Origin of the sequence: Exiguobacterium sp. s168 (assembly GCF_018619035.1) — a bacterium.
In the GTDB taxonomy this organism is placed as follows: domain Bacteria; phylum Bacillota; class Bacilli; order Exiguobacteriales; family Exiguobacteriaceae; genus Exiguobacterium_A; species Exiguobacterium_A acetylicum.
Genome location: NZ_JACSNE010000011.1, coordinates 63,417 through 83,634, shown reverse-complemented (window position 1 = coordinate 83,634; position 20,218 = coordinate 63,417). Strand labels below are relative to the sequence as shown.

At 46.9% G+C, this 20,218-nt stretch carries 21 protein-coding genes; 12 read left to right on the top strand and 9 right to left on the bottom strand.

Annotation, left to right across the window (positions count from 1 at the left end; genetic code table 11):
* Positions 1-310 precede the first annotated feature (310 nt).
* A complete protein-coding gene (locus KNQ15_RS08655) occupies positions 311-592 on the bottom strand; it encodes a helix-turn-helix domain-containing protein (protein WP_214728839.1) in 282 nt (93 codons plus the stop codon).
* 313 nt (positions 593-905) lie between these two features.
* Between KNQ15_RS08655 and KNQ15_RS08650 the strand changes: the two genes are divergently transcribed.
* The 5 genes from KNQ15_RS08650 (at position 906) to KNQ15_RS08630 (ending at position 6,880) form a co-directional block, all read left to right on the top strand.
* Positions 906-2,516 (top strand): PTS transporter subunit IIBC, encoded by a 1,611-nt coding sequence (locus tag KNQ15_RS08650; protein ID WP_244150235.1) that lies wholly within the window; start codon positions 906-908, stop codon positions 2,514-2,516.
* An 86-nt stretch (positions 2,517-2,602) separates the two neighbouring features.
* Complete coding sequence (locus tag KNQ15_RS08645; protein WP_035395584.1) at positions 2,603-3,406, top strand: endonuclease/exonuclease/phosphatase family protein; 804 nt, start codon at positions 2,603-2,605, stop codon at positions 3,404-3,406.
* Positions 3,407-3,575: 169 nt separating this feature from the next.
* Complete coding sequence (locus KNQ15_RS08640) at positions 3,576-4,988, top strand: sucrose-specific PTS transporter subunit IIBC (RefSeq protein ID WP_023469730.1); 1,413 nt, start codon at positions 3,576-3,578, stop codon at positions 4,986-4,988.
* A 76-nt stretch (positions 4,989-5,064) separates the two neighbouring features.
* Positions 5,065-5,958, top strand: a complete 894-nt coding sequence (locus KNQ15_RS08635) for a PRD domain-containing protein (protein WP_323679827.1) — start codon at positions 5,065-5,067, stop codon at positions 5,956-5,958.
* On the top strand, positions 5,945-6,880 hold the full coding sequence (locus tag KNQ15_RS08630; RefSeq protein WP_050677176.1) for a carbohydrate kinase family protein: 936 nt from the start codon (positions 5,945-5,947) through the stop codon (positions 6,878-6,880). The genes KNQ15_RS08635 and KNQ15_RS08630 overlap by 14 nt, the downstream gene beginning before the upstream one ends.
* Positions 6,881-6,986: 106 nt before the next feature.
* Here KNQ15_RS08630 and KNQ15_RS08625 read toward each other — a convergent pair whose 3' ends face one another.
* A complete protein-coding gene (locus tag KNQ15_RS08625; protein WP_214728837.1) occupies positions 6,987-7,682 on the bottom strand; it encodes an alpha/beta hydrolase in 696 nt (231 codons plus the stop codon).
* 158 nt (positions 7,683-7,840) lie between these two features.
* Between KNQ15_RS08625 and KNQ15_RS08620 the strand changes: the two genes are divergently transcribed.
* Complete coding sequence (locus KNQ15_RS08620) at positions 7,841-9,112, top strand: purine/pyrimidine permease (protein WP_023469734.1); 1,272 nt, start codon at positions 7,841-7,843, stop codon at positions 9,110-9,112.
* 45 nt (positions 9,113-9,157) lie between these two features.
* Here the strand turns inward: KNQ15_RS08620 and KNQ15_RS08615 are convergent, their stop codons facing one another.
* From KNQ15_RS08615 to KNQ15_RS08600, 4 genes are all read right to left on the bottom strand, one after another.
* Positions 9,158-10,651: a peptide MFS transporter gene (locus KNQ15_RS08615; RefSeq protein ID WP_214728835.1), complete on the bottom strand. Its 1,494-nt coding sequence runs from the start codon at positions 10,649-10,651 to the stop codon at positions 9,158-9,160.
* Between the two features lie 239 nt (positions 10,652-10,890).
* Positions 10,891-11,526, bottom strand: a complete 636-nt coding sequence (locus tag KNQ15_RS08610) for a Rossmann-fold NAD(P)-binding domain-containing protein (protein WP_058704374.1) — start codon at positions 11,524-11,526, stop codon at positions 10,891-10,893.
* 20 nt (positions 11,527-11,546) lie between these two features.
* A complete protein-coding gene (locus KNQ15_RS08605; protein ID WP_214728833.1) occupies positions 11,547-12,746 on the bottom strand; it encodes a glutathionylspermidine synthase family protein in 1,200 nt (399 codons plus the stop codon).
* Positions 12,743-13,072 (bottom strand): hypothetical protein, encoded by a 330-nt coding sequence (locus KNQ15_RS08600; protein WP_035395686.1) that lies wholly within the window; start codon positions 13,070-13,072, stop codon positions 12,743-12,745. The genes KNQ15_RS08605 and KNQ15_RS08600 overlap by 4 nt, the downstream gene beginning before the upstream one ends.
* 147 nt (positions 13,073-13,219) lie before the next feature.
* Here KNQ15_RS08600 and KNQ15_RS08595 point away from each other — a divergent pair, with 147 nt between their 5' ends.
* The 4 genes from KNQ15_RS08595 to KNQ15_RS08580 all read left to right on the top strand — a co-directional run bounded on the left by KNQ15_RS08595 (position 13,220) and on the right by KNQ15_RS08580 (position 16,429).
* Positions 13,220-13,663, top strand: coding sequence for a hypothetical protein (locus KNQ15_RS08595; protein ID WP_050677179.1), 444 nt, complete (start codon positions 13,220-13,222; stop codon positions 13,661-13,663).
* Between the two features lie 86 nt (positions 13,664-13,749).
* Positions 13,750-13,923, top strand: a complete 174-nt coding sequence (locus KNQ15_RS08590) for a hypothetical protein (protein WP_023469740.1) — start codon at positions 13,750-13,752, stop codon at positions 13,921-13,923.
* A 31-nt stretch (positions 13,924-13,954) separates the two neighbouring features.
* Positions 13,955-15,511 (top strand): ABC-F family ATP-binding cassette domain-containing protein, encoded by a 1,557-nt coding sequence (locus tag KNQ15_RS08585; RefSeq protein ID WP_023469741.1) that lies wholly within the window; start codon positions 13,955-13,957, stop codon positions 15,509-15,511.
* Positions 15,512-15,643: 132 nt separating this feature from the next.
* A complete protein-coding gene (locus KNQ15_RS08580; protein WP_214728831.1) occupies positions 15,644-16,429 on the top strand; it encodes an alpha/beta hydrolase family protein in 786 nt (261 codons plus the stop codon).
* A gap of 9 nt (positions 16,430-16,438) precedes the next feature.
* Here the strand turns inward: KNQ15_RS08580 and KNQ15_RS08575 are convergent, their stop codons facing one another.
* The 3 genes from KNQ15_RS08575 to KNQ15_RS08565 are packed head-to-tail and all read right to left on the bottom strand — an operon-like array spanning position 16,439 to position 18,215.
* Entirely contained in the window at positions 16,439-17,017 is a 579-nt protein-coding gene (locus KNQ15_RS08575) for a ferric reductase-like transmembrane domain-containing protein (RefSeq protein ID WP_214728829.1), read from the bottom strand.
* Positions 17,005-17,895, bottom strand: a complete 891-nt coding sequence (locus KNQ15_RS08570; protein ID WP_214728827.1) for an FAD:protein FMN transferase — start codon at positions 17,893-17,895, stop codon at positions 17,005-17,007. Before KNQ15_RS08570 ends, KNQ15_RS08575 begins: the two co-directional genes overlap by 13 nt.
* Before the next feature lie 11 nt (positions 17,896-17,906).
* Positions 17,907-18,215 carry a hypothetical protein gene (locus tag KNQ15_RS08565; RefSeq protein WP_058704368.1) on the bottom strand — a complete coding sequence of 103 codons (309 nt, stop codon included), beginning with the start codon at positions 18,213-18,215 and terminating at the stop codon, positions 17,907-17,909.
* Between the two features lie 100 nt (positions 18,216-18,315).
* On the opposite strand from KNQ15_RS08565, the gene KNQ15_RS08560 reads away from it, so the two are divergent.
* Positions 18,316-18,993, top strand: a complete 678-nt coding sequence (locus tag KNQ15_RS08560) for a response regulator transcription factor (RefSeq protein ID WP_214728825.1) — start codon at positions 18,316-18,318, stop codon at positions 18,991-18,993.
* Positions 18,986-20,155: a sensor histidine kinase gene (locus KNQ15_RS08555; RefSeq protein WP_214728823.1), complete on the top strand. Its 1,170-nt coding sequence runs from the start codon at positions 18,986-18,988 to the stop codon at positions 20,153-20,155. Before KNQ15_RS08560 ends, KNQ15_RS08555 begins: the two co-directional genes overlap by 8 nt.
* The last annotated feature ends 63 nt before the right edge of the window (positions 20,156-20,218 follow it).

Here is a 20,218-nt window from a genome sequence, read left to right as displayed (position 1 = left end):
TTAATGGCAGACCGAGGAAATGTCTCAACTGGAAAACTGCATACGAGGTCTTCACGGAAGAAGTGTTGCACTTAATTTGACAAATCATCATATAAAAAAATGACGCGTTACACGCCACTCCTACAGGAAAAAGCGCGATTTTGCGCTGTCAGAGACAAACAAGACCCGTTTTTCTGCTCGAATAGAGTGGGAAAACTGGCTTGTGTCTCGCCTGAGGAAAGGGCGTGAAAAGACGCGTCATTTTTTGAGTCAGCCCATTTGTTTACAATCTACAAGAAGAAATCCCTTTGTTCCTCCTTTTTGATGCCCATCAACTAGATGGAAGGTCGATCAAGGACGTGCTATCCTGCTGACGGATGACCTCAGGTGGCCAGATATGCCGAATTAAGTGATCCGAAGGGACATGTAAGACACGGGCCAGTCGCTCAATCATTGAAAATGAGGGATGGGCAATGCTACTTTCAATACGCTGGATCATCTCAGGTGTCGTCTCAGTTAACGCTGCTAATGTATTTTGATCTAACTGATGACGTTCTCGTAACGTACGAATCCGCTGTCCGTACTGTCTGATCGGTTGAATCCCTTCTTTCATCCGCTTCAAACATCCTTTCTTCTTTTAAAACTAGACAACGTTCACTGTAGTCTTATTCCCACTTTTTTTAAATCTGAATACCTTTCCGAACTATCAATTTTTAATCAAAATAAAATCTCAAATATTTTTCTTATAAAACACTAGCTTTTTAAAAAGTTATCGCTTACAATTCTATATGCAAACGGTTGCATTAATCGCTTACATTATTGCACTGTTCTTACACACATATTAGAGAAAAAGAGATAAAAAGGAGTGAATGATCTTGAAAAATGCTATTTCGTTCGATTTTTGGCAAAAACTCGGTAAAGCGTTGATGGTCGTCATCGCGGTTATGCCTGCTGCAGGAATCATGATCTCGGTCGGGAAACTGATCGGCATGTATGGAGGCGATATCGCGTTAATGCAAACGATTGCTCGAATCGTTGAAGATTTAGGTTGGGCCATCATTACGAACCTTCACGTCTTATTCGCCGTCGCGATTGGTGGGTCATGGGCAAAAGAACGTGCTGGTGGTGCGTTCGCAGCGTTACTCGCCTTCATTTTGATCAACCGCGTCACAGGAGCTATCTTCGGTGTCAACGCTGACATGATCGCGGACCCAAAAGCAACGGTCGATTCATTGCTTGGTTCTGAGCTCATCGTAAAAGATTATTTCACTTCAGTTTTAGGGGCACCTGCTCTCAACATGGGAGTATTCGTCGGAATCATCTCTGGTTTCCTTGGTGCCGTTCTCTTTAATAAATTTTATAACTTCAGTAAATTGCCAGATGCGCTTGCCTTCTTTAACGGAAAGCGTTTTGTTCCATTCGTCGTCATCGGTGGATCAGTCGTTGCAGCATTCGCCTTATCACTCGTTTGGCCGTTCGTTCAAGGCTTATTGAATGACTTCGGTCGCTGGATTGCCTCATCACGTGATTCTGCACCGATCATTGCACCGTTCGTATACGGTACACTCGAGCGTCTATTACTTCCGTTCGGTCTTCATCACATGTTGACTGTCCCGATGAACTACACGGAACTCGGTGGAACGTACAAAATTCTGACAGGTGCTGCTCAAGGATCGACGGTTGCTGGTCAAGATCCGCTTTGGTTAGCTTGGATCACTGACCTTGTTAACTTAAAACAAGCCGGTAACACACAAGGATACAATGATTTGATCAACAGTGTCGTGCCTGCTCGTTTTAAAGAAGGACAAGTCGTCACATCACTTGCTTCATTGATCGGTATTGCTGTCGCAATGTATATGTCAGTTGATGAAGATAAGAAGAAAGCATACAAACCTGTCTTCTTATCTGCTGGACTTGCAGTCTTCTTGACAGGTGTCACGGAGCCAATCGAATTCATGTTCATGTTCATCGCTCCTGTTCTTTACGTCATCTATGCCGTGCTAACGGGTGTTGCCTTCGCACTAGCAGATGTCATGCATCTTCGGATTCACGCATTCGGTGCGATCGAACTCTTGACGCGGATTCCATTGATTGCAAAAGCTGGATTAATTGGTGATTTAATTCGCTTCATCGGTGTCTGTGTGTTCTTCTTCTTCTTGAACTTCTTCACGTTCCGTTTCGTCATCAAGAAGTTCAACTATGCGACACCAGGTCGTAACGGGAACTATCTTGACGATATCAACGTATCTACAACTGAAGCTTCAGGTGAGGCTGCTGCGACATCAGCTCCTGCCGACGGTTCGCAAGCTTCACAAATCATCGATTTGCTTGGTGGACAGCAAAACATCGAGGACGTCGATGCCTGCATGACGCGTCTTCGTGTCACTGTCAAAGATCCAGCGCTTGTTGCAAAAGAAGCAGACTGGAAAGCAAACGGTGCACTTGGTCTGATCCTTAAGAACAATGGCGTGCAAGCCATCTACGGTCCAAAAGCCGATATCTTAAAATCAGATATCCAAGACCGGATCGGCGCATAAACCTGCGAGATTAGGGAACTACCTAAAGGTGAAGCTCTTTTATAAGAGTTTCACCTTTCTTATTTGAAAAATCAGGAGGACCACTCATGCGTCTACTCACACTAAACTGTCATTCATGGCAGGAAGAACAGCCACTCGAAAAATTAAACCAGATCGTTCAACAAATTCTCGCTCAAGATTATGATGTCATCGCACTACAAGAAGTGAGTCAATTGATGGACACACCGATCGTCTATGACGATGTGCGCAACGATAACTTTGCCTATTTGATCCAGCAAGCGTTAAAAGAACAAGGTCAAACCTACTCCCTCGTCTGGGATTTTGCTCATATCGGCTATGATAAGTATGAAGAAGGACTCGCTCTTTTGACGAAACATCCAATCTTAAAATCGGACAGTTATTATGTCAGCCGCAGTCAAGATACATTCGATTGGAAATCGCGAAAAATCGTCCGTGCGACGATCCAAGTCGACGGTACACCGATTACGTTCAATACATGCCATCTTGGCTGGTGGGCAGATGAAGTCGAACCGTTCCAGGAACAATTCAATCATTTGATGGCTCGGATGGATCCACTCGAATGGACATTCTTCCTCGGTGATTTCAACAACGATGCCTTAGAACGAAATACAGGTTATGACTATATGATGCAACGAGGATTACACGACGTCTTCCTGCTAGCTAAGGAAACGGTCGGAATTGAGACGATTAATGGCAACATCGACGGATGGGAAGACAATCAACAAGGATTGCGGATTGATCTCGTCTTATCGAATCGGAAAATTGACGTTGAACGCGTCGGTGTCGTGTTTGATGGGATTCACGGTCCCGTCGTTTCCGATCACTACGGTGTTGAGGTCGATATTCAGATTCAAAAAAATGAACATTAAGTATTGACAACGCTTTCTTTTCTCCTTTAAGATGAAATCAAATCAATAGTGCGGATTGTGACAGTACGGCTGGCAAGACCGAAATGACACCTCGTTAGGAGAGGTGTTGTTCGGTCTTGCCTTTTTTTGTCTCATTCAGCACGTTTCATGAAAAAGGAGGACTTTTCCGATGGATTATCAACAAACTGCTAAACGTGTGCTCGAACTCGTCGGCGGACGCGAGAACATCATCACTGCCGCTCATTGCGCGACGCGTTTACGTCTTGTCTTGCATGATGAATCAAAGGTCGATCAAGCAGCACTTGAAGACTTAGATGGTGTCAGCGGCGCCTTCTCAAGTTCTGGTCAATACCAGATCATCTTTGGTACTGGTACCGTCAACAAGGTATTTGCTGCGTTTGCACCACTTGCCGGTGTAAAAGTCGATGGCGAGGAACCACTCGACGTTAAAAAGGCTGCATCGCAAAAATTAAATCCGTTCGCCCGACTCGCTCGCTCGCTCTCGAACGTCTTCGTTCCACTCATTCCGGCAATCGTCGCAGCCGGTCTCTTGATGGGATTACTCGGTATGATTAAGGCCTTCGGTTGGGTTGACGGTGATTCACCGATCGTCCAACTACTGGATATGTTCTCGTCTTCTGCCTTCATCATCCTACCGATCCTGATTGGTTTCTCGGCAGCCCGTGAATTCGGTGCGAACCCGTACCTCGGTGCCGTCATCGGGGGGATCATGACACACCCGTCCCTCTTAAACCCTTGGACGCTCGGTAATAGTGATCCGGAAGTCATGAAGTTCCTCGGAATGAACATCGAGTTGATCGGTTATCAAGGAACGGTCTTCCCGGTTCTCTTAACCGTTTGGGTCATGGCAAAGATTGAACAACAAGTCCGGAAACGGACACCCGAAACGCTTGACTTACTCGTGACACCGTTCGTTACGGTTCTCGTCACTGGATTCCTGGCATTGATCGTCATTGGTCCGATCGGAACGTTACTCGGAAAAGGCATTTCATTCGTACTCGTCTTCTTCTATGAACAGTTCTCAGTCGTCGCCGGTCTTCTCTTCGGTGGACTTTATTCGACAATCGTCATCACAGGGATGCACCATAGTTTCCATGCTATTGAAGCAGGATTACTTGCAGATAAGAGTATCGGAAAGAACTTCCTCTTACCGATTTGGTCGATGGCGAATGTCGCTCAAGGTGGTGCCGGACTTGCCGTTTACTTCTTGACGAAGAACGTTAAACTCAAAGCACTCGCCCTACCGTCTGCGTTCTCAGCATTTCTCGGAATCACGGAACCCGTCATCTACGGTGTCAACTTACGTCTTGGAAAACCATTCATCGGTGGTGCCATTGGTGGTGCGATCGGTGGCGGTTATGTCGTCTTGACACAAGTCGCTGCGAACGCTTATGGATTAACTGGAATTCCGATGATTGCGATCGTCGCGCCACTCGGTGCGTCAAACTTGATCAACTATCTCGTCGGGTTCGCCATTGCAGTCGTCACTGCTTTCATCTCGACTGTCGTCTTGATGCGTCTCGATGCACGGAAACAAAAAGAAACGGACGTTGCTGCTTAATCCTTCATGCGACCAAACCGAGTCCTCGGGCTCGGTGGTCGCATTTGTCGGTTCGCAAAGCGCTGAAGTTCGCTTTATAATAAAAGAAAAGATCGGAAAGGAGGACGTCAGGCTGATTATTCATAAGATCCTCAATAACAACGCTGTTGTCGTCAAAGAAAATGGACAGGAACGCATCGTCATGGGACCAGGCATTGCTTTTGGAAAAAAGAAAAAAGATCCGATTCAAGCGACGAAGATCGAAAAAATGTTCATCCCTTCATTTGAAAATGCAGAACAGTTCAAAGAGATTCTGACAACGACACCACTTGAGATCATTGATTTATCGGAACGCATCATCTCACATGCAGAAGGTGAGCTCCAAACGCCGTTTCATGACTATATTCACGTCAGTCTGACGGACCACCTTGCTCATGCCGTACGATTAGCACGTGAACAACTCGTCGTGCATAATCGATTGGCAGAAGAGATTCGCCTTTTGTATGGACCGGAGTATGCGATCGGAGAATGGGCAGTTCTTGAAATCGAGCGTGCCTTACAGGTCACGCTACCGAAAGAAGAAGCTGCGAACATCGCGCTTCACTTATACAATGCACGCCAAACGCATCCGAATATGGCCACTGCGTTGCAGACCGTGACGTTGCTCAATGAACTACGCGAACAGATCGAAGTCTTTTTTGGACAAACGATCGAGACCTCATCGATGACGTATTATCGTTTCTTTACGCACATGAAATTGGTCCTCGCCCGGATTGAACAAGGAGAAACCTTACACGACATGGATGATGTGATTTTATCTGCCGTCAAAACACGTTATGCCGAGGCTTATGCCTGTGCGAGTCAAATGGGCAATTGGTTGACTGTCGAACTCGATACACGTGTACCTGAATCAGAAATCGGCTATATGGCTTTACACATCGAACGGATTCGTCCGGATCTTGAAAGGAGTTCTACGTATGAAAATCTTTAGTTTAGGGGAAGCATTGATTGATTTGATTCCTCTTGATGCTGAAAACATGACGTTTCAAAAAAATCCTGGAGGTGCTCCTGCCAATGTCTCTGTCGGACTCGCTCGATTAGGCGCTGATAGTTATTTTCTTGGAGCTGTCGGTGATGATTCGATGGGACACTTCTTGAAAGATACGTTACATCATTATGGTGTTCGTACCGATCATCTCGTCCACGATTCGACGCAAAAAACAGGACTTGTGCTCGTTACAAACGGTCAGGATGGAGAGCGGTCGTTCGAGTTCATCAACGCGGAGCGCGCTGATATGCAATTCCACGAAACACATGTACCGGAGGATTTCACGTCCGTCGATTTATTACACATCGGTTCGATCTCTTTGATTACTGGAGAATCCGTCAATGCGACACGAAAAGCCATCGCACGTGCAAAAGCACACCAAGTACCAGTCTCTTACGATCCGAACTTACGAGAGTCGTTATGGCCGAATCTTGACGAAGCGCGGACGACGATCCGGTCTGTCCTACCGGATGCACAAATCGTCAAACTTGCTGAGGAAGAATTGACGTTTCTAACTGGACAAACGAATCTTGATGACGGGGCTGCTGAATTGTTAGCTGAATATCCGATTCGTCTTCTTGCCATCACGCGAGGAAGTGAAGGATCGATTCTCTATACGGATCGTGCGATGGCTGTCATCGATGCGATTACGGTCGACGCAATCGATACGACAGGAGCTGGAGATGCCTTCATGTCCGGTTTACTCTACCAGTGTGCGTTACGCGATTTTTCGTTTGATTGGTCTGAAGATGAACTTCGCGACATCGGTCGATTCGCAGCGATTTCAGGCGGACTTGCTGCTTCCGTCAAAGGCGCGATGGCTGCTTTGCCAACGCTCGACGAAGTCGCTCATCGCTTGAATTGAATCGATGACTCAGTAGAAATAAGGATGGAGAGATTCCGGACCCAGTGCCAGAATCTCTCCATCCTTTTCATTTGATTGATGAGTCGTTTATTCACTAGAGAATTGATTAAGGTGTATCGATAAATCGTTTGATTTCATCTAACGACTCGTCCTGTTGTTCTTTTGGCGTTAATGGGCTGCTGTTATCCCCTTTTTGTCGACCGTACATACCAAAGTTCGCATGGTTCCCTTGCTTGATTTCATGGAATACCGCATCTTTTCGAACGTCCTGTTTACTTTTTTCGATATCAGCGACTGGTAAGACACCATCTCGTCCACCATAAATCGTCAACGAGGGCACATTAATCGAATCAATCGGATAGGACGCGAGGAAAACGATTCCTTTAATTTTCGGATGTTGTTCGACGATCGTCGAAGCTGCGCTTCCACCGAGCGAATGCCCGATCAGATACCATTTTTTGACCTGCGGATACTCCTCGATGACATCGAGTCCTTCGCTTGAGTCAAGCAACGCAATCCGAAACGGTAGCTTTGGGATGACGACGAAGCGCCCGTCTTTCGCTAGTTGCTTGCCGTAATAACTGTAGGCCGCTGTATCGACTTTTGCCCCTTGATAAAAGATGAATCCGACGTCACTCGTCTTTTTTCCAAATATCACTTCACGTGGTGTAGCTGTCTCCACGTAAGATATCGCTTGGGGAGACGCATCATAATCGAACTGCGCCCAGATCATGAATGCAAATACGAGCAGTGCCAACAGCGCAGCAATCGTTCCAATGATTCTTATACTCCATTTTTTCATTTCATTCCCTCCCGTTACCGTTATACCCCATATTATGTGTTAAATCACATATGAGAACAAATATTAGAATTTTCAGTCATTGTAAGCATCCCTATCGCTTTTTCATGAATTGGTTTAAGATGAAACCAATATTGTTTTTTCGAAAGGAGATTCACGTTTTGCCGCGTACCCTTGTGTCTACGATTCAATGGTTTTTATTCATCATCTGTACTAACATTGCCCCGCCCCTTGCCATCGCAGCATCGTTTGAACTCTCGGGTGCCGAGACGCTTTCCTTCTTATCTCGTTGTCTATTCGTATTTGCCATCTTAAGTCTCTTTCAAGTCCTGCTCGGACACCGTCTACCGATCATGGAAGGTCCTGCTGGAATTTGGTGGGGTGTATTTGCCCTCTATTCGTCGATTGGTGTCACATTGTACGGCAGTTATTCAAACACGTTACAGTCGCTTGGATTCTTACTCCTACTCAGCGGTATCATCTGTATCGTCTTGACGATGACGGGTGTCTTACGGCGCTTAGTCCCTCTTTTTACACCGCAAGTCATCGGTGTCTACATGCTACTGCTGTCGGCACAACTGTCCGGATCCGTCATGAAAGGATTGCTCAATATCGAGGATGGACGAATTCAAGTATTACCTGCCGTCATCTCGATTCTGACGGTCTTGATCTCGCTTTATTTAGAACGAAGTGATCGCTTACGCCAGTACGCTTTATTAATCACGCTACTCGTCGGTTGGAGCATGTTTGCATTGATCGGTCGTGCCGAGATGCCAAGTTTCGATGGTCCACTGTTCACTTTACCGAGCTTGTTGCCGTTCGGCGGTATTCATGTCGACTGGAGCTTATTACCGACAGCTCTCATCATCTCGTTGTTGTTAATGACGAACGTCTTAGCAAACATTAAAGTCATCGAACGGATCATCAGTGCCAAGCGTGGTGAAACCGTCAAAGGACAAGTCGGAACAGCCGGTATCACGGCTGGTATCGGACAACTCTTCGCTGGTTTGTTCGGTACGGTCGGTCCTGTCGCCATTTCCGGAACGGCTGGTTTCATTGCTTCAACAGATAACACGGACCGCAAAGCATTCGTCTATGCGAACATCACGTGTCTCTTCCTCAGTATCGTGACACCATTCGTCGGGTTGATCGCTAAAATCCCCGTTGCCGTCGGTTATGCGATGGTCGCACCGATTGTTGCCGGGATGGCGATCATCGGCGTCACGGAAGCAGCCCGCGACTTGAATCGTCAAACGGCGATGATCACGGTCGGTCTCCCGGTCCTCGTCGGCATCGGTGCGTTGTTACTACCGAAAGGGGCAACGGCTGATTTACCGCCACTCGTGACGACCCTGATGTCAAACGGTCTCGTCCTCGGAACATTGGTCGCCTTGCTCGCAGAAGGGTTACGCCATATCCGGACGAATGATTAATAAAAAGACGCTTTCTCGATTGAGAAAGCGTCTTTTTTTCATGCATCAGCGAATACCGCGCATGTATTTTTGAAGTTTTGGTGCGAAAGCGAACAAGAGTAATCCGAAGATGACGGCAACGATACCCGTGATACCGAAGTACAAAATCTCTGTGTCATTCGTGTAGTATTTAACGATTTGTGCGTTGACCGCTTGACCCGTTGCGTTCGTCAAGAACCACAGACTCATCGTTTGCGCTGAGAAGGCTGCCGGCGCCAGTTTTGTTGTTGCCGATAGACCGACTGGTGACAAGAAGAGCTCACCGATGACGACGAGGAAGAAGCTCAGTGCAAGCCAGAGTGGACTAACTGACGTCTCCACACCGAACAGGATACCTGGTAGTGTCATGACGATGAACGAAAGTCCGGCGAACAGAAGACCAAACGAGAACTTTTGCATCGTCGTTGGTTGACGGTCACCGAGTTTGACCCAGAAGCTCGCAAAAACAGGTGCTAATACGATGATGAAGAGCGGATTCAACGATTGGAAGAATGCCGGTTGAATCTCAAATCCTAAGAATGAAAGGTTCGTCCGTTCACTTGCGAAGATGGAGAGGACGTATGAACCTTGTTCTTGGATTGCCCAGAAAATCGCTGCTGCGATGAACAACGGAATATACGCAATCAAACGTGAGCGCTCATCATCCGTGATCTTTGGACTACGAAGCATGACTGTGAAGTAAGCGATCGGAATCAAGATCCCGAGAATCGTGACCATTAAAGTAAAACGAGAAATCGTCAACAGTCCTGTCATCGATGCAACTACACCGAGTACAGCAATCACGACGACAACGATTGATGCGATCGTGATGAAACGTTTTTTCTCGTCCCCTTTTAATGGGTTCAAGACGTACGTACCCGCTTGACCAAGGTTTTTCTTTTTCGTCAAGACGAAGACGACAAGTCCTGCGAACATCCCGATGGCAGCGAGTGCGAAACCAGCGTGATATCCACCGCGGTCAGCCACTTCACCGACGACGAGTGGTGAGAGGAATGCACCAGCGTTGATCCCCATGTAGAAGATACTAAAACCAGCATCGCGGCGGTTATCCGTCTTGCTGTACAAGTCACCGACGATATTCGATACGTTCGGTTTCAAGAAACCAGTACCGATGACGATGAGTCCCATCGAGATGAAGAGGGCTGTAATGCCTGCTGGTAAAGCAAGGACGATATGTCCTAGCATGATCAAGATACCACCATAAAAGACGGTCCGTGACGTACCGAGTAAACGGTCAGCTACCCATCCCCCAATGATCCCTGACATGTAGACGAGCGAACCATAAACGGCCATGATAGATGCAGCTGTCGTCTTATCGATACCTAGACCACCGTTGGCAACTGAATCGTATATGTAGAAGATAAGGATGGCACGCATGCCATAGTAGGAGAAACGCTCCCAAAACTCAGTGAAGAAGAGGGTGAACAACCCTTTCGGATTCCCGAAGAATCCTTTTTGCGGAACGGTCTTATAGACCTGATCGCGATCAAACTCTGCCATATGATCGGCTCCTTTCATCAATCCTAAATAAGTGCATAATCCATCATCTTTTCCCGCTTTCCCCAAACGATAAGCGTGACGAAACAGATAGGATACGAATACACTGTTTTGCCTGAATTGTCTCACTTCTTTTTTTATATATGAGACAGCACTTTACCATTCAACCGCAAATCATTTGACGAGTCAAATATTATTTACGTTACAAGAATAACAAAAAGAGCAGTCGACTACTCGACTGCTCAGGATTGCATCTGTTTCGATTCGATGATTGTAATTCCAGGCGGTGCATGTAACGTTTCACGGATCATCGCCGCAGCGACTTGACCAGCTTCGATCGGAGCAATGGCGCTCCGCTTCAACAAGGGGCGTAAGACCGTCGAAATTTTCGCAGCCGCTTGTTCGCCTAAGCGGAATTCATCACGATCCCCTAATAACAAGGATGGTCTAAAAATCAATAACGCGTCATACCCCAGTACACGTAATCCGTTTTCCGTGTCCCCTTTTACGCGATTGTAGAAGGTTTTGGCATTCGGATGGGCACCGAGCGCCGAAATTAAGGCAAATCGTGTCGCCCCGAGGTCTAACAATTCACGGCCAAGTTCAATCGGATATGTGTAGTCAACCAAACGAAATGCCTCTTGCGATCCTGCTTGTTTGATCGTCGTGCCCAGTGCACAATAGACATGGTCGACGACAGGTAATTCGATTTCTGTCACACGATCAAAATCAATCACCCATTCTTCCAATTTCGGATGAAAACGGCGCATCGGGCGACGAACGAGAACATGTACCTCGCTATATGCATCTTCTGCCAACAAACGATCCACGAGTTCTTGTCCGACTAGACCAGATGCTCCTAAAATTGCTGCTCTCATACGTTTCTCCCTCCTTCATGCTATCGACCAATTGGTACGAAATAAGAACGGTTTCCAGTGATCCGTTCTCCGGCACGTACACCGATCGCACTTGATCTTCCTCCTAAAATAAAGACACCGTACATATACGCGACTTCTCCCTCTTCCTGAAGTGAGTACGTCGGTAGTTCTTGATACGCTTGATAAACAGCCGGTTGATCACGAAACGTATGCTGTTCGTTCTTTAACATGATATTTCCGTGTCCATCATGGACCGTGACGGTATCTCCCTCACGCCCGAAAATCGGTTTTTTAACGAATGATCGCTGGCTTGAAATGAATGGATCAGCGGATAAGTACGTCGGTAAAAAATAACGCGCAATCGTCATGTGGTCCGTTTCGCTCAAGTACGGATGATTGGCTTCATGCAACATCCAGATCAATGCAAGAACTGACTTGGCTTGCATTAAAAAGGCAGACGGCGGGTTGATGATTTCGAGTCGCCCTGTCTCGACGAGTTGCAGGAGTAATTGTCCTAAATTTCTTCCGTCTTCATCCCGGTCAAGTAAGGCCATCTCGATCGGAAAGGTTTGACGATATAAGATATCGATTCTTTTACCTGCCTCATCGTACAGACCTTCTTCCGGACGAATCTCTAATGCATGAAGTGGACAATAGGTCGCCTCATCCCAAAACGACTGCAAATACTCAGCCGTCAACCGATCCTCGACATGGTCACCATGTGAGGTGAAGACGACATGCGGATGCTGTTTCGTCCGATGTGTCGCGGCTTCGATCGCACGACGGACAGTTGCCTTCAGCCATTTGTTTTCCCCATCGTTGACCCGTTCAAAACCTTGTTTTTCCGCTACGACATCATTGACTTCGAATACTTCCTTGATGAAAGTCGGCGTATCCGCGTTCCATTCCATGAGTGAAATACGATCTGTCGTCGCAATGAAATCAAAGCGTCCGATGACGGTCAACGGTCGCATCGTCTCGAGTCGTAAAAAAGCGAGACTCTCAGACGGGAAGCCAAGCTCTAGCAGTGCCTCATCATCCATCGATCGAAGAATCGGAAGTACTTTTTCAAATATCTTGTAAACTTCTTGCGCCGCGATATGCAGTTGGTCGATTCGTTCTTCCGAGATGGGCATGACTTCCGTCACAGCGTACGGTTCCCCGTCTAGCACATCCCAAAAACGATCGATGTCTCCGTAAAAGGTTTGTCGTCTACTCATCCGCCGAAAAAGCCGGAAGATGAGCCTGTTCCGAATCCCTTTGTCTTCGTGTTATAACTCTTTACTTCTTTTGATTTCGGCGTATACCCTTTTGTTCGCATCGCACTATGCATCAAGGCACGTGATGCGAAATAACTACCACCCCAGTAATAGTATCCTGAATGGGTTGATGAACTATCATCACAGTACCAAACGCCTTCATCATTATCATACTCATAGTCATCACAATCCGGATCATCTGGTCGTTCCGCTCGTGCATCATCCGATCCACACCCACTCAGTGTCGTTCCGATCAACAGTGTTGCAGCTAGTGTCGCTTGTTTCATCCAATTCACCGTCTCAGTCCCCTTTCCTTTTACTCTCGTTATGGATAGTATACGCTTTTTTGGAGAGAAAAGTTTCTTTGTTCTGCCGGAACTTTTTTTCCTTGAAGGTGGTAATAGTATCTATAGAATGAAAAGGAGGATTTACTCATGTCACTTGCCTACTATGTTGAAGAAAATGGTGAATTCCATCCGATCTATCAATATGATCGCTATGCGATCGAACCGGAAGAGATCATCGCCCACCAACTCTGTGAATTTCATATCATCGAAGGACATCAATACGAGCTTCGTTCCAATGAGATGGCAGGTGATTACGATCAATTGATCGTCGATCATATCAAGGCATCACCGCGTGCGACAGAAGAACGCGTTTATCCACCGCACCAAATTCATATCGAGTTCAGACAGTATTTGTCCGACAGCGCTCAACCGCTCCTAAAGACATCAACGGTTCCGAATCACATCCAAGCGATGCGTTTTTTGATCAAAGACAAGATCGAAGTCGAAGGCCACGGTATTTTTGAGCGTGACAGCTGTGAAATCGATATCGACCGGAATTGTTACGTCGTCTATCTCGCCGATACACTTTGAGATGTAAAATCAGGTCTCTTCATTTCCAAGAGACGTTTTTTTTGGCATACTAGAAAGTAAGAACGAATCAATCGAGGTGAACGAACATGAGTGAACAACCAAAAAAACTATCGTTGCAAGAGGCAATGATCGAACGCTTGAAAGCAAAAAAACAAGCGCAAACAAAACGTCCGACTGGCTTACAAGGAACACAAACGAAACAATTGACGAGCCAACAGACGAAAAAAGCAAACAACCAGAAAAAACGGACAGGCGTCTAAGTCACAGGAATTCATGAAATAAGGAGTAATTATGAGTATTTTAACGGTATCTAACTTAAGTCACGGATTCGGTGACCGCGCCATTTTCGAAAATGTCTCCTTCCGCCTGTTAAAAGGCGAGCACATCGGTCTCGTCGGTGCGAACGGTGAAGGAAAATCGACGTTCATGAACATCATTACGTCGCAACTTGAGCCAGATGAAGGAAAAGTCGAATGGGCGAAGCATGTACGCGTCGGTTATTTGGATCAGCACGCTGTCCTTGAAAAAGGATTAACAATCCGCGATGCACTTAAAGGTGCATTCCAGTACATGTTCGACATCGAACAGGAAATCAATGATTTGTACGGTAAAATGGGCGAAGTCGAGCCAGAAGAACTTGAAAAGATGCTCGAAGAAGTCGGCGTCTTGCAGGACATTCTGACGAATAACGACTTCTATACGATCGATGCAAAAGTCGAAGAAATCGCGCGCGGTCTTGGTCTTGATGAGATCGGACTCGACCGGGATGTACAAGAGCTCAGTGGTGGACAGCGGACGAAAATCCTGCTTGCCAAACTCCTTCTTGAAAAACCAGACATTCTCTTACTTGATGAGCCGACCAACTATCTCGATGTCCAGCATATCGAATGGTTGAAACGCTACTTGAATGAATATGAGAATGCGTTCATCTTGATTTCGCACGATATTCCATTCCTCAACAGCGTCATCAACTTGATTTATCATATGGAAAATCAAGAATTGAATCGTTATGTCGGCGATTACGACAACTTCGTCACGATCCATGAAGCGAAGAAAAAGCAACTCGAGTCTGCGTTCAAGCGTCAACAGCAGGAAATCTCCGAGTTGAAGGACTTCGTTGCCCGGAACAAGGCACGTGTCTCGACACGGAACATGGCGATGTCACGTCAGAAGAAGCTCGATAAGATGGATGTCATCGAACTTGCGCAAGAGCGTCCAAAACCAGAGTTCCACTTCCTCCAAGCACGGACACCAAGTAAATTGATGTTCGAAGCAAAAGGTCTCGTCATCGGATACGATGAGCCACTTTCGCGCCCTCTTGATCTGACGATCGAACGTGGGCAGAAGATTGCGTTGCACGGTGCGAACGGAATCGGGAAATCGACGTTGCTCAAGAGTTTGCTCGGTGAAATTCCAGCTGTCTCGGGTGTCGTTGAGCGAGGCGAGAACTTGCATATCGGGTACTTCGAACAAGAAGTTAAAGAGAAGAACTCGAATACGTGTATCGAAGAGATTTGGAATACGTTCCCGTCTCTGACACAACAACAAGTCCGTGCCATGCTCGCGAAGTGTGGTTTGATGACGAAACACATCGAATCGAAAATCGAAGTGCTCAGCGGTGGGGAAAAAGCGAAAGTCCGTCTTTGTAAATTGATGAATACGGAATCGAACATCCTCGTACTCGATGAGCCGACGAACCACTTGGACGTCGAAGCTAAAGAAGAATTAAAACGTGCGTTACAAGAGTATAAAGGAACAGTCCTGTTGATCTCACACGAACCAGAATTCTATGAAGCTGTTGCGACAGACTTATGGAACTGTGAATCATGGACGACAAAAGTATTCTAAGCTACATCATACAAAAGATGGGATGCCCAGAAGGGTGTCCCATCTTTTTAGTTCACACACTTAATCATTGCATGATCGTGCATCTTCACGCACACTAAGACTTAGAAAATGATTATGAAGGAGCGTGTTTTTTTGGAAACGATCACGAAAAAGGCAACACTATCCTATCTCCATGTTCCAAGCGGTGGTTCAGAACAATTGATTGCCCGTCTCTATTCACCTGAACATACAGCGGATGCTCCACTGGTTGTCCTCTTCCACGGATTTCCCGGGAAACAGTTGAACATGGACTGGGCAGTTCAACTTCAAAGTGCAGGGTACCATGTACTCGTCACGTCGTATCGTGGAACGATCGGGAGTCCTGGAACCTTCCGATTCCAACATGTTTTGGAAGACGCGACCGCGACACTACAGTATGTCTGCTCAGAGTCTTTCACTGCCGAACATGGCATCAAGGCAGATCAGGTTACCGTCGTTGGTCATAGCATGGGTGGATTCGCCGGTCTACATGCTTTTGCTGAGACACCGGAGGCTGCACATTATGTCGGAATCTCTCCGTTTAATTTTGGTCTCGTCGGTCAGCTCGTCCTCGAACATCCGGAATACGAAGCTGCGCTACACGGTGTACTCGAACGAGGAGCTTCGTTCCTGAATGGTGCCGTTGCTGACGCGTTACTCGATGAGTTGAAGCACCATCATACGACTTGGAATTTACTGACGCTAAAAGAACGTCTAGCCGATCGCTCGATGTTGCTTATGACGTCAGAACGGGACGAAACATCGATCAAAGCACTCCATCATGACTTATTGCTACCCGGCAGTCCGTTCGAGGAAGCGATCGTCGATAGTGATCACAACTATATCGAAAATCGGGACGCTGCCTTTAACGAATGGACGTCTTGGCTCGCCCGACAATAAAAAGAGCGCTCAGCGTACGACTGAGCGCTCTTTTGCTGAAGTTCGAGTCCGTTGCACAGGACGAATCCGCATCCGATAAAGGACGAGCGTAAACATCGTCAGTGATGAGATAGCGTACCAAATCGTCGTGAACAGGGTTCCGGTATCCGTACCGATGAAAAGACCGTGTGCCGTCATTAATAGCCAAGCAGGTAAGACAAGCCAGTGCGTCAATTTCCAAAGCGTCTTGCCTAACGTCTCCTTTAAGAAATCTGATGTCACGAGAACGAAGCCGAATAAGTAGAGACTGATCGTTCCTAGCGCATTCCAGAGTGGTTCATAAGAAGCTTGGCCCGGAATCAGGACTTCAAAGATCGTCAGTGGTGCGTATGAATCGACGATGATGAGCGTCGCATGAAGGACGATTGCGAGCAAACCTGCCCAGCCACTATATAAATGCACGTGATGCAGTCGTGCTTTTTGTTTTTTGAGTGCCGGGTAGGAACCGAGCAATCCCGCTAAAACAGAAATCGTCATGAAGAAGTGCCCACTTAATCCACTCAACCGGATCATCGTCCATGTTGAGAACAACCATTTCATCCAGTCCATGTCTCACTCACTCCTTTCTGTTCACTTCGCCATTCCCCAGCAGTATCCAAAATCAATAATCGTCCTTTTGGAAACCAACGAAACAGCTTTTCTTGACGTTCTGTCTCTGTCATCTGAAAGGCAAGTTTCGTCATGACTTCCGCTTCATAGAGTTGTGGCGCATATGCGGTCACTTGAAGAATCGGACTTTTCGTCGGACGTCCTGTTCGTCCATCTAATAAATGATGATGCGTCTGTCCGTCCGTCTTCCACGATCGGTAGACGCGGTTCGATGTCGCGACCGCGCCTTGTCGCAACTGCACATCAGCGACGCGTTGTTCGGTCTCGGGATGCGTGATCGTGATATTCCATGGTTCCTCATCGGACCAGACGATGACGTCGCCTCCCGCTTCAATCAATCCACGATTCCAGCTTTTTCGTAGTCGTTGCGCTGCAATCATCGCGGCAGCTCCTTTTCCGATTCCACCTAGGTCGATAAAACCGCCTCCGACTCGAGTCACGTCACATCCTTCAATGATGAACGGGGCGATCTCTGGTGGAGCAACCTCTTCATAAGCGACAGCTTGTGTGAATGGAAATGATTGGCGATAGCCATTGGCTTGTTGTTGCGCCAGCAGGAATGGGGAAAAATAACGTTCGGTCTGCTCGAAGTATCGTGTGGCGCGGGCCAGTAAGCGGGCTAACGGTAAGGACACCGATAACGTGTCGCCGATCCGTAAGCGATTCAATCGACTGACTTCACTTTGCTCATCAAAGCGTGACCACTGCCGATCCACATAATGAAAGAATCGGACAAGTTCCTCCCATTCTGCTTCATCAATCGGCTGATCCGTCACGAACCGCACCTGATTATGCATCGCATACAATTGTCGCTCCATCTTCCTCCTCCTTACCTCGAATGGCTAGACTGACCGTCACTCGATCCACCGGGTTGACTGAAGCCAGACGATTCATCACCTTGCCATTGATCATCATCGTCTTCTTCGTAATATCCATCATCCCCTTCGTATTCGCCTTCATCATCGCTATATTGATTCCCTTGAGATGGTAATGTCGTATCGTTCGAATACGTATCGCCTGTCGAAACAGGTGTCGTCGAGGAATCGTTCGAACTGACACTCAACTGACCAATGGCGAGTCCGATGAAGACGGAACTACTAAGCCCGACGAGCCATTTCGCAAATGGTTTGGGTTTCATCTGTTTCCTCTCCCTTCTTGTTACGTTTACTGTATCGAAAAAAACTGACAACTAACTGACGGCAACTATGGGATAATGAGAGAAAAGAGGAGCGATGTGCATGCGCGTTTTGGTAGCAGAAGATGATCAGCGTCTTGCAAAGATGTTACGCCTCCATTTAGAGCGGGCAGGATATCAGGTAGATGTTGCGCAGGATGGAGTGGAAGCACTCCTACAATGTCAGACGTATCGCTATGACTTACTCGTTCTCGATTGGATGATGCCTCGTAAGAGCGGAATCGAAGTCGCCGCTACCTTACGCCAAGAACAGTTCGAAGGCGGCATCTTGATGCTGACTGCTCGTGATACGGAAATCGATCTCGTTCATGGTCTCGATAATGGAGCCGATGACTATCTCGTTAAACCGTTTCAATCGAATGAATTACTGGCACGACTGCGCGCGCTCAGTCGTCGTCAACAAAAGGCATTCGTGTCAACGGTCTCTTTCAATGGACTAGTCCTCGATCTGTCCTCACAAACGATTTCCTACGAGCGACATCCAATCGATTTAACACGACGTGAATTTGAATTCCTTTCTTTGCTCTTAAGACGACCTGAACAGGTGATGAGTCGTGAATTGATCATCGAAGTCGTATGGGGGATCGGAGCGGATATTACGGATAACGCGCTCGATGCACTCGTCCGACTCGTTCGGAAAAAATTAGATGCGGTCGGAGCTCCTAATTTGATTCGGACAGTTCGCGGATTCGGTTATCGTTTAGGTGTTCCGCATGCTTGAATCGATTCGAAAACGACTAACCTTGTTATTCAGTGGTTCGTTTTTTCTTGTACTAGTCCTCATCCTGATCGGAGTGTATGTCACAAACGCCCAATTGCTGAATCGGATGGAATTGAATCAATTGAAGGGCGTATCTGATCGAGATATCTTCGAACGGATCGAGCATGGGGAAGACCAATTCATTCGAAATCCGATCTACTTCCAGTTACTCGACGGTTCAGGAAACGAACGCTATGCAAGTCTGCCGCCAGACGTCGAGTCTAAAACACTGCGCCGTTTTTTAAGTTCGAATGATACGACGAAACAAGTGGAATGGGATGATCGACACTTCTTGCTGTATCAACGGAGTACCGAAGAAGGACGACTACTACTGATGAAGGACATCTCTCCGACCGAAGACACCTTACAGCGATTGATTGCCGTTCTGGCGGGGATCGCGGTGCTCGCAACGATTGTCCTGACGCTAGTCGGATACATTCTTGCTGGTCGAGCCGTCATTCCGGTGCAACAAGCATTCGATCGCCAACGTCGTTTTACGTCCGATGCTTCACATGAACTACGGACACCTCTGACAATCGTCTATAGCGGAATTGAATTGCTAGAAGCGGAATCACTTTCGAATGAAGGACGTACGATTCTAGAGGACATCAAAGCAGAAACGGCAGGCATGCAGTATTTAGTCTCTGATTTATTATTACTTGCGCGAGAAGGACAACCTTCACCGAAACAGGAAGTTGATCTTAGTTCACTCGTCCAAAAGACTGTCGAACGTTTTCAGCATGCCTACTCGGATCGTGTCATCCATGCTTCGATTGCGCCTAACTTACGCATGAAAGGGGATGCCCATCAATTGAACCGCTTATTGACGGTCTTTCTTGAGAATGCTCTCGTCTACAGTGATGACGTCATTGATGTCTCCCTCGAAGAAACTACTACAGAACGCCAGTTGATGATACAGGACCGTGGAATCGGTATCGCTTCCGATCAACAAACTAAAATATTCGAGCGTTTTTACCGGGGGGACCATTCGCGTCACGGAACAGGAACTGGTCTTGGGTTATCAATCGCTCAATCCATTGCGGAGCAACATGGTGGAACGATTTCCATTGATTCAACATTAGGTGAGGGCACACGGTTCATCATTCATTTCCCCACTCTTTAAAACGATGTCAGTTAACTGTCAGATAAGCAGAGTAAAGTGAAATTATGCTTTACCATACTTATC

Excerpts from the sequence above, each read along its gene's own strand:
- KNQ15_RS08655 (WP_214728839.1), bottom strand. The coding sequence starts at position 592 with ATGAAAGAAGGGATTCAACCGATCAGACAGTACGGACAGCGGATTCGT.
- KNQ15_RS08650 (WP_244150235.1), top strand. The coding sequence starts at position 906 with ATGGTCGTCATCGCGGTTATGCCTGCTGCAGGAATCATGATCTCGGTC.
- KNQ15_RS08645 (WP_035395584.1), top strand. The coding sequence starts at position 2,603 with ATGCGTCTACTCACACTAAACTGTCATTCATGGCAGGAAGAACAGCCA.
- KNQ15_RS08640 (WP_023469730.1), top strand. The coding sequence starts at position 3,576 with ATGGATTATCAACAAACTGCTAAACGTGTGCTCGAACTCGTCGGCGGA.
- KNQ15_RS08630 (WP_050677176.1), top strand. The coding sequence starts at position 5,945 with ATGAAAATCTTTAGTTTAGGGGAAGCATTGATTGATTTGATTCCTCTT.
- KNQ15_RS08625 (WP_214728837.1), bottom strand. The coding sequence starts at position 7,682 with ATGAAAAAATGGAGTATAAGAATCATTGGAACGATTGCTGCGCTGTTG.
- KNQ15_RS08615 (WP_214728835.1), bottom strand. The coding sequence starts at position 10,651 with ATGGCAGAGTTTGATCGCGATCAGGTCTATAAGACCGTTCCGCAAAAA.
- KNQ15_RS08610 (WP_058704374.1), bottom strand. The coding sequence starts at position 11,526 with ATGAGAGCAGCAATTTTAGGAGCATCTGGTCTAGTCGGACAAGAACTC.
- KNQ15_RS08605 (WP_214728833.1), bottom strand. The coding sequence starts at position 12,746 with ATGAGTAGACGACAAACCTTTTACGGAGACATCGATCGTTTTTGGGAT.
- KNQ15_RS08600 (WP_035395686.1), bottom strand. The coding sequence starts at position 13,072 with ATGAAACAAGCGACACTAGCTGCAACACTGTTGATCGGAACGACACTG.
- KNQ15_RS08595 (WP_050677179.1), top strand. The coding sequence starts at position 13,220 with ATGTCACTTGCCTACTATGTTGAAGAAAATGGTGAATTCCATCCGATC.
- KNQ15_RS08590 (WP_023469740.1), top strand. The coding sequence starts at position 13,750 with ATGAGTGAACAACCAAAAAAACTATCGTTGCAAGAGGCAATGATCGAA.
- KNQ15_RS08585 (WP_023469741.1), top strand. The coding sequence starts at position 13,955 with ATGAGTATTTTAACGGTATCTAACTTAAGTCACGGATTCGGTGACCGC.
- KNQ15_RS08575 (WP_214728829.1), bottom strand. The coding sequence starts at position 17,017 with ATGGACTGGATGAAATGGTTGTTCTCAACATGGACGATGATCCGGTTG.
- KNQ15_RS08570 (WP_214728827.1), bottom strand. The coding sequence starts at position 17,895 with ATGGAGCGACAATTGTATGCGATGCATAATCAGGTGCGGTTCGTGACG.
- KNQ15_RS08565 (WP_058704368.1), bottom strand. The coding sequence starts at position 18,215 with ATGAAACCCAAACCATTTGCGAAATGGCTCGTCGGGCTTAGTAGTTCC.
- KNQ15_RS08560 (WP_214728825.1), top strand. The coding sequence starts at position 18,316 with ATGCGCGTTTTGGTAGCAGAAGATGATCAGCGTCTTGCAAAGATGTTA.
- KNQ15_RS08555 (WP_214728823.1), top strand. The coding sequence starts at position 18,986 with ATGCTTGAATCGATTCGAAAACGACTAACCTTGTTATTCAGTGGTTCG.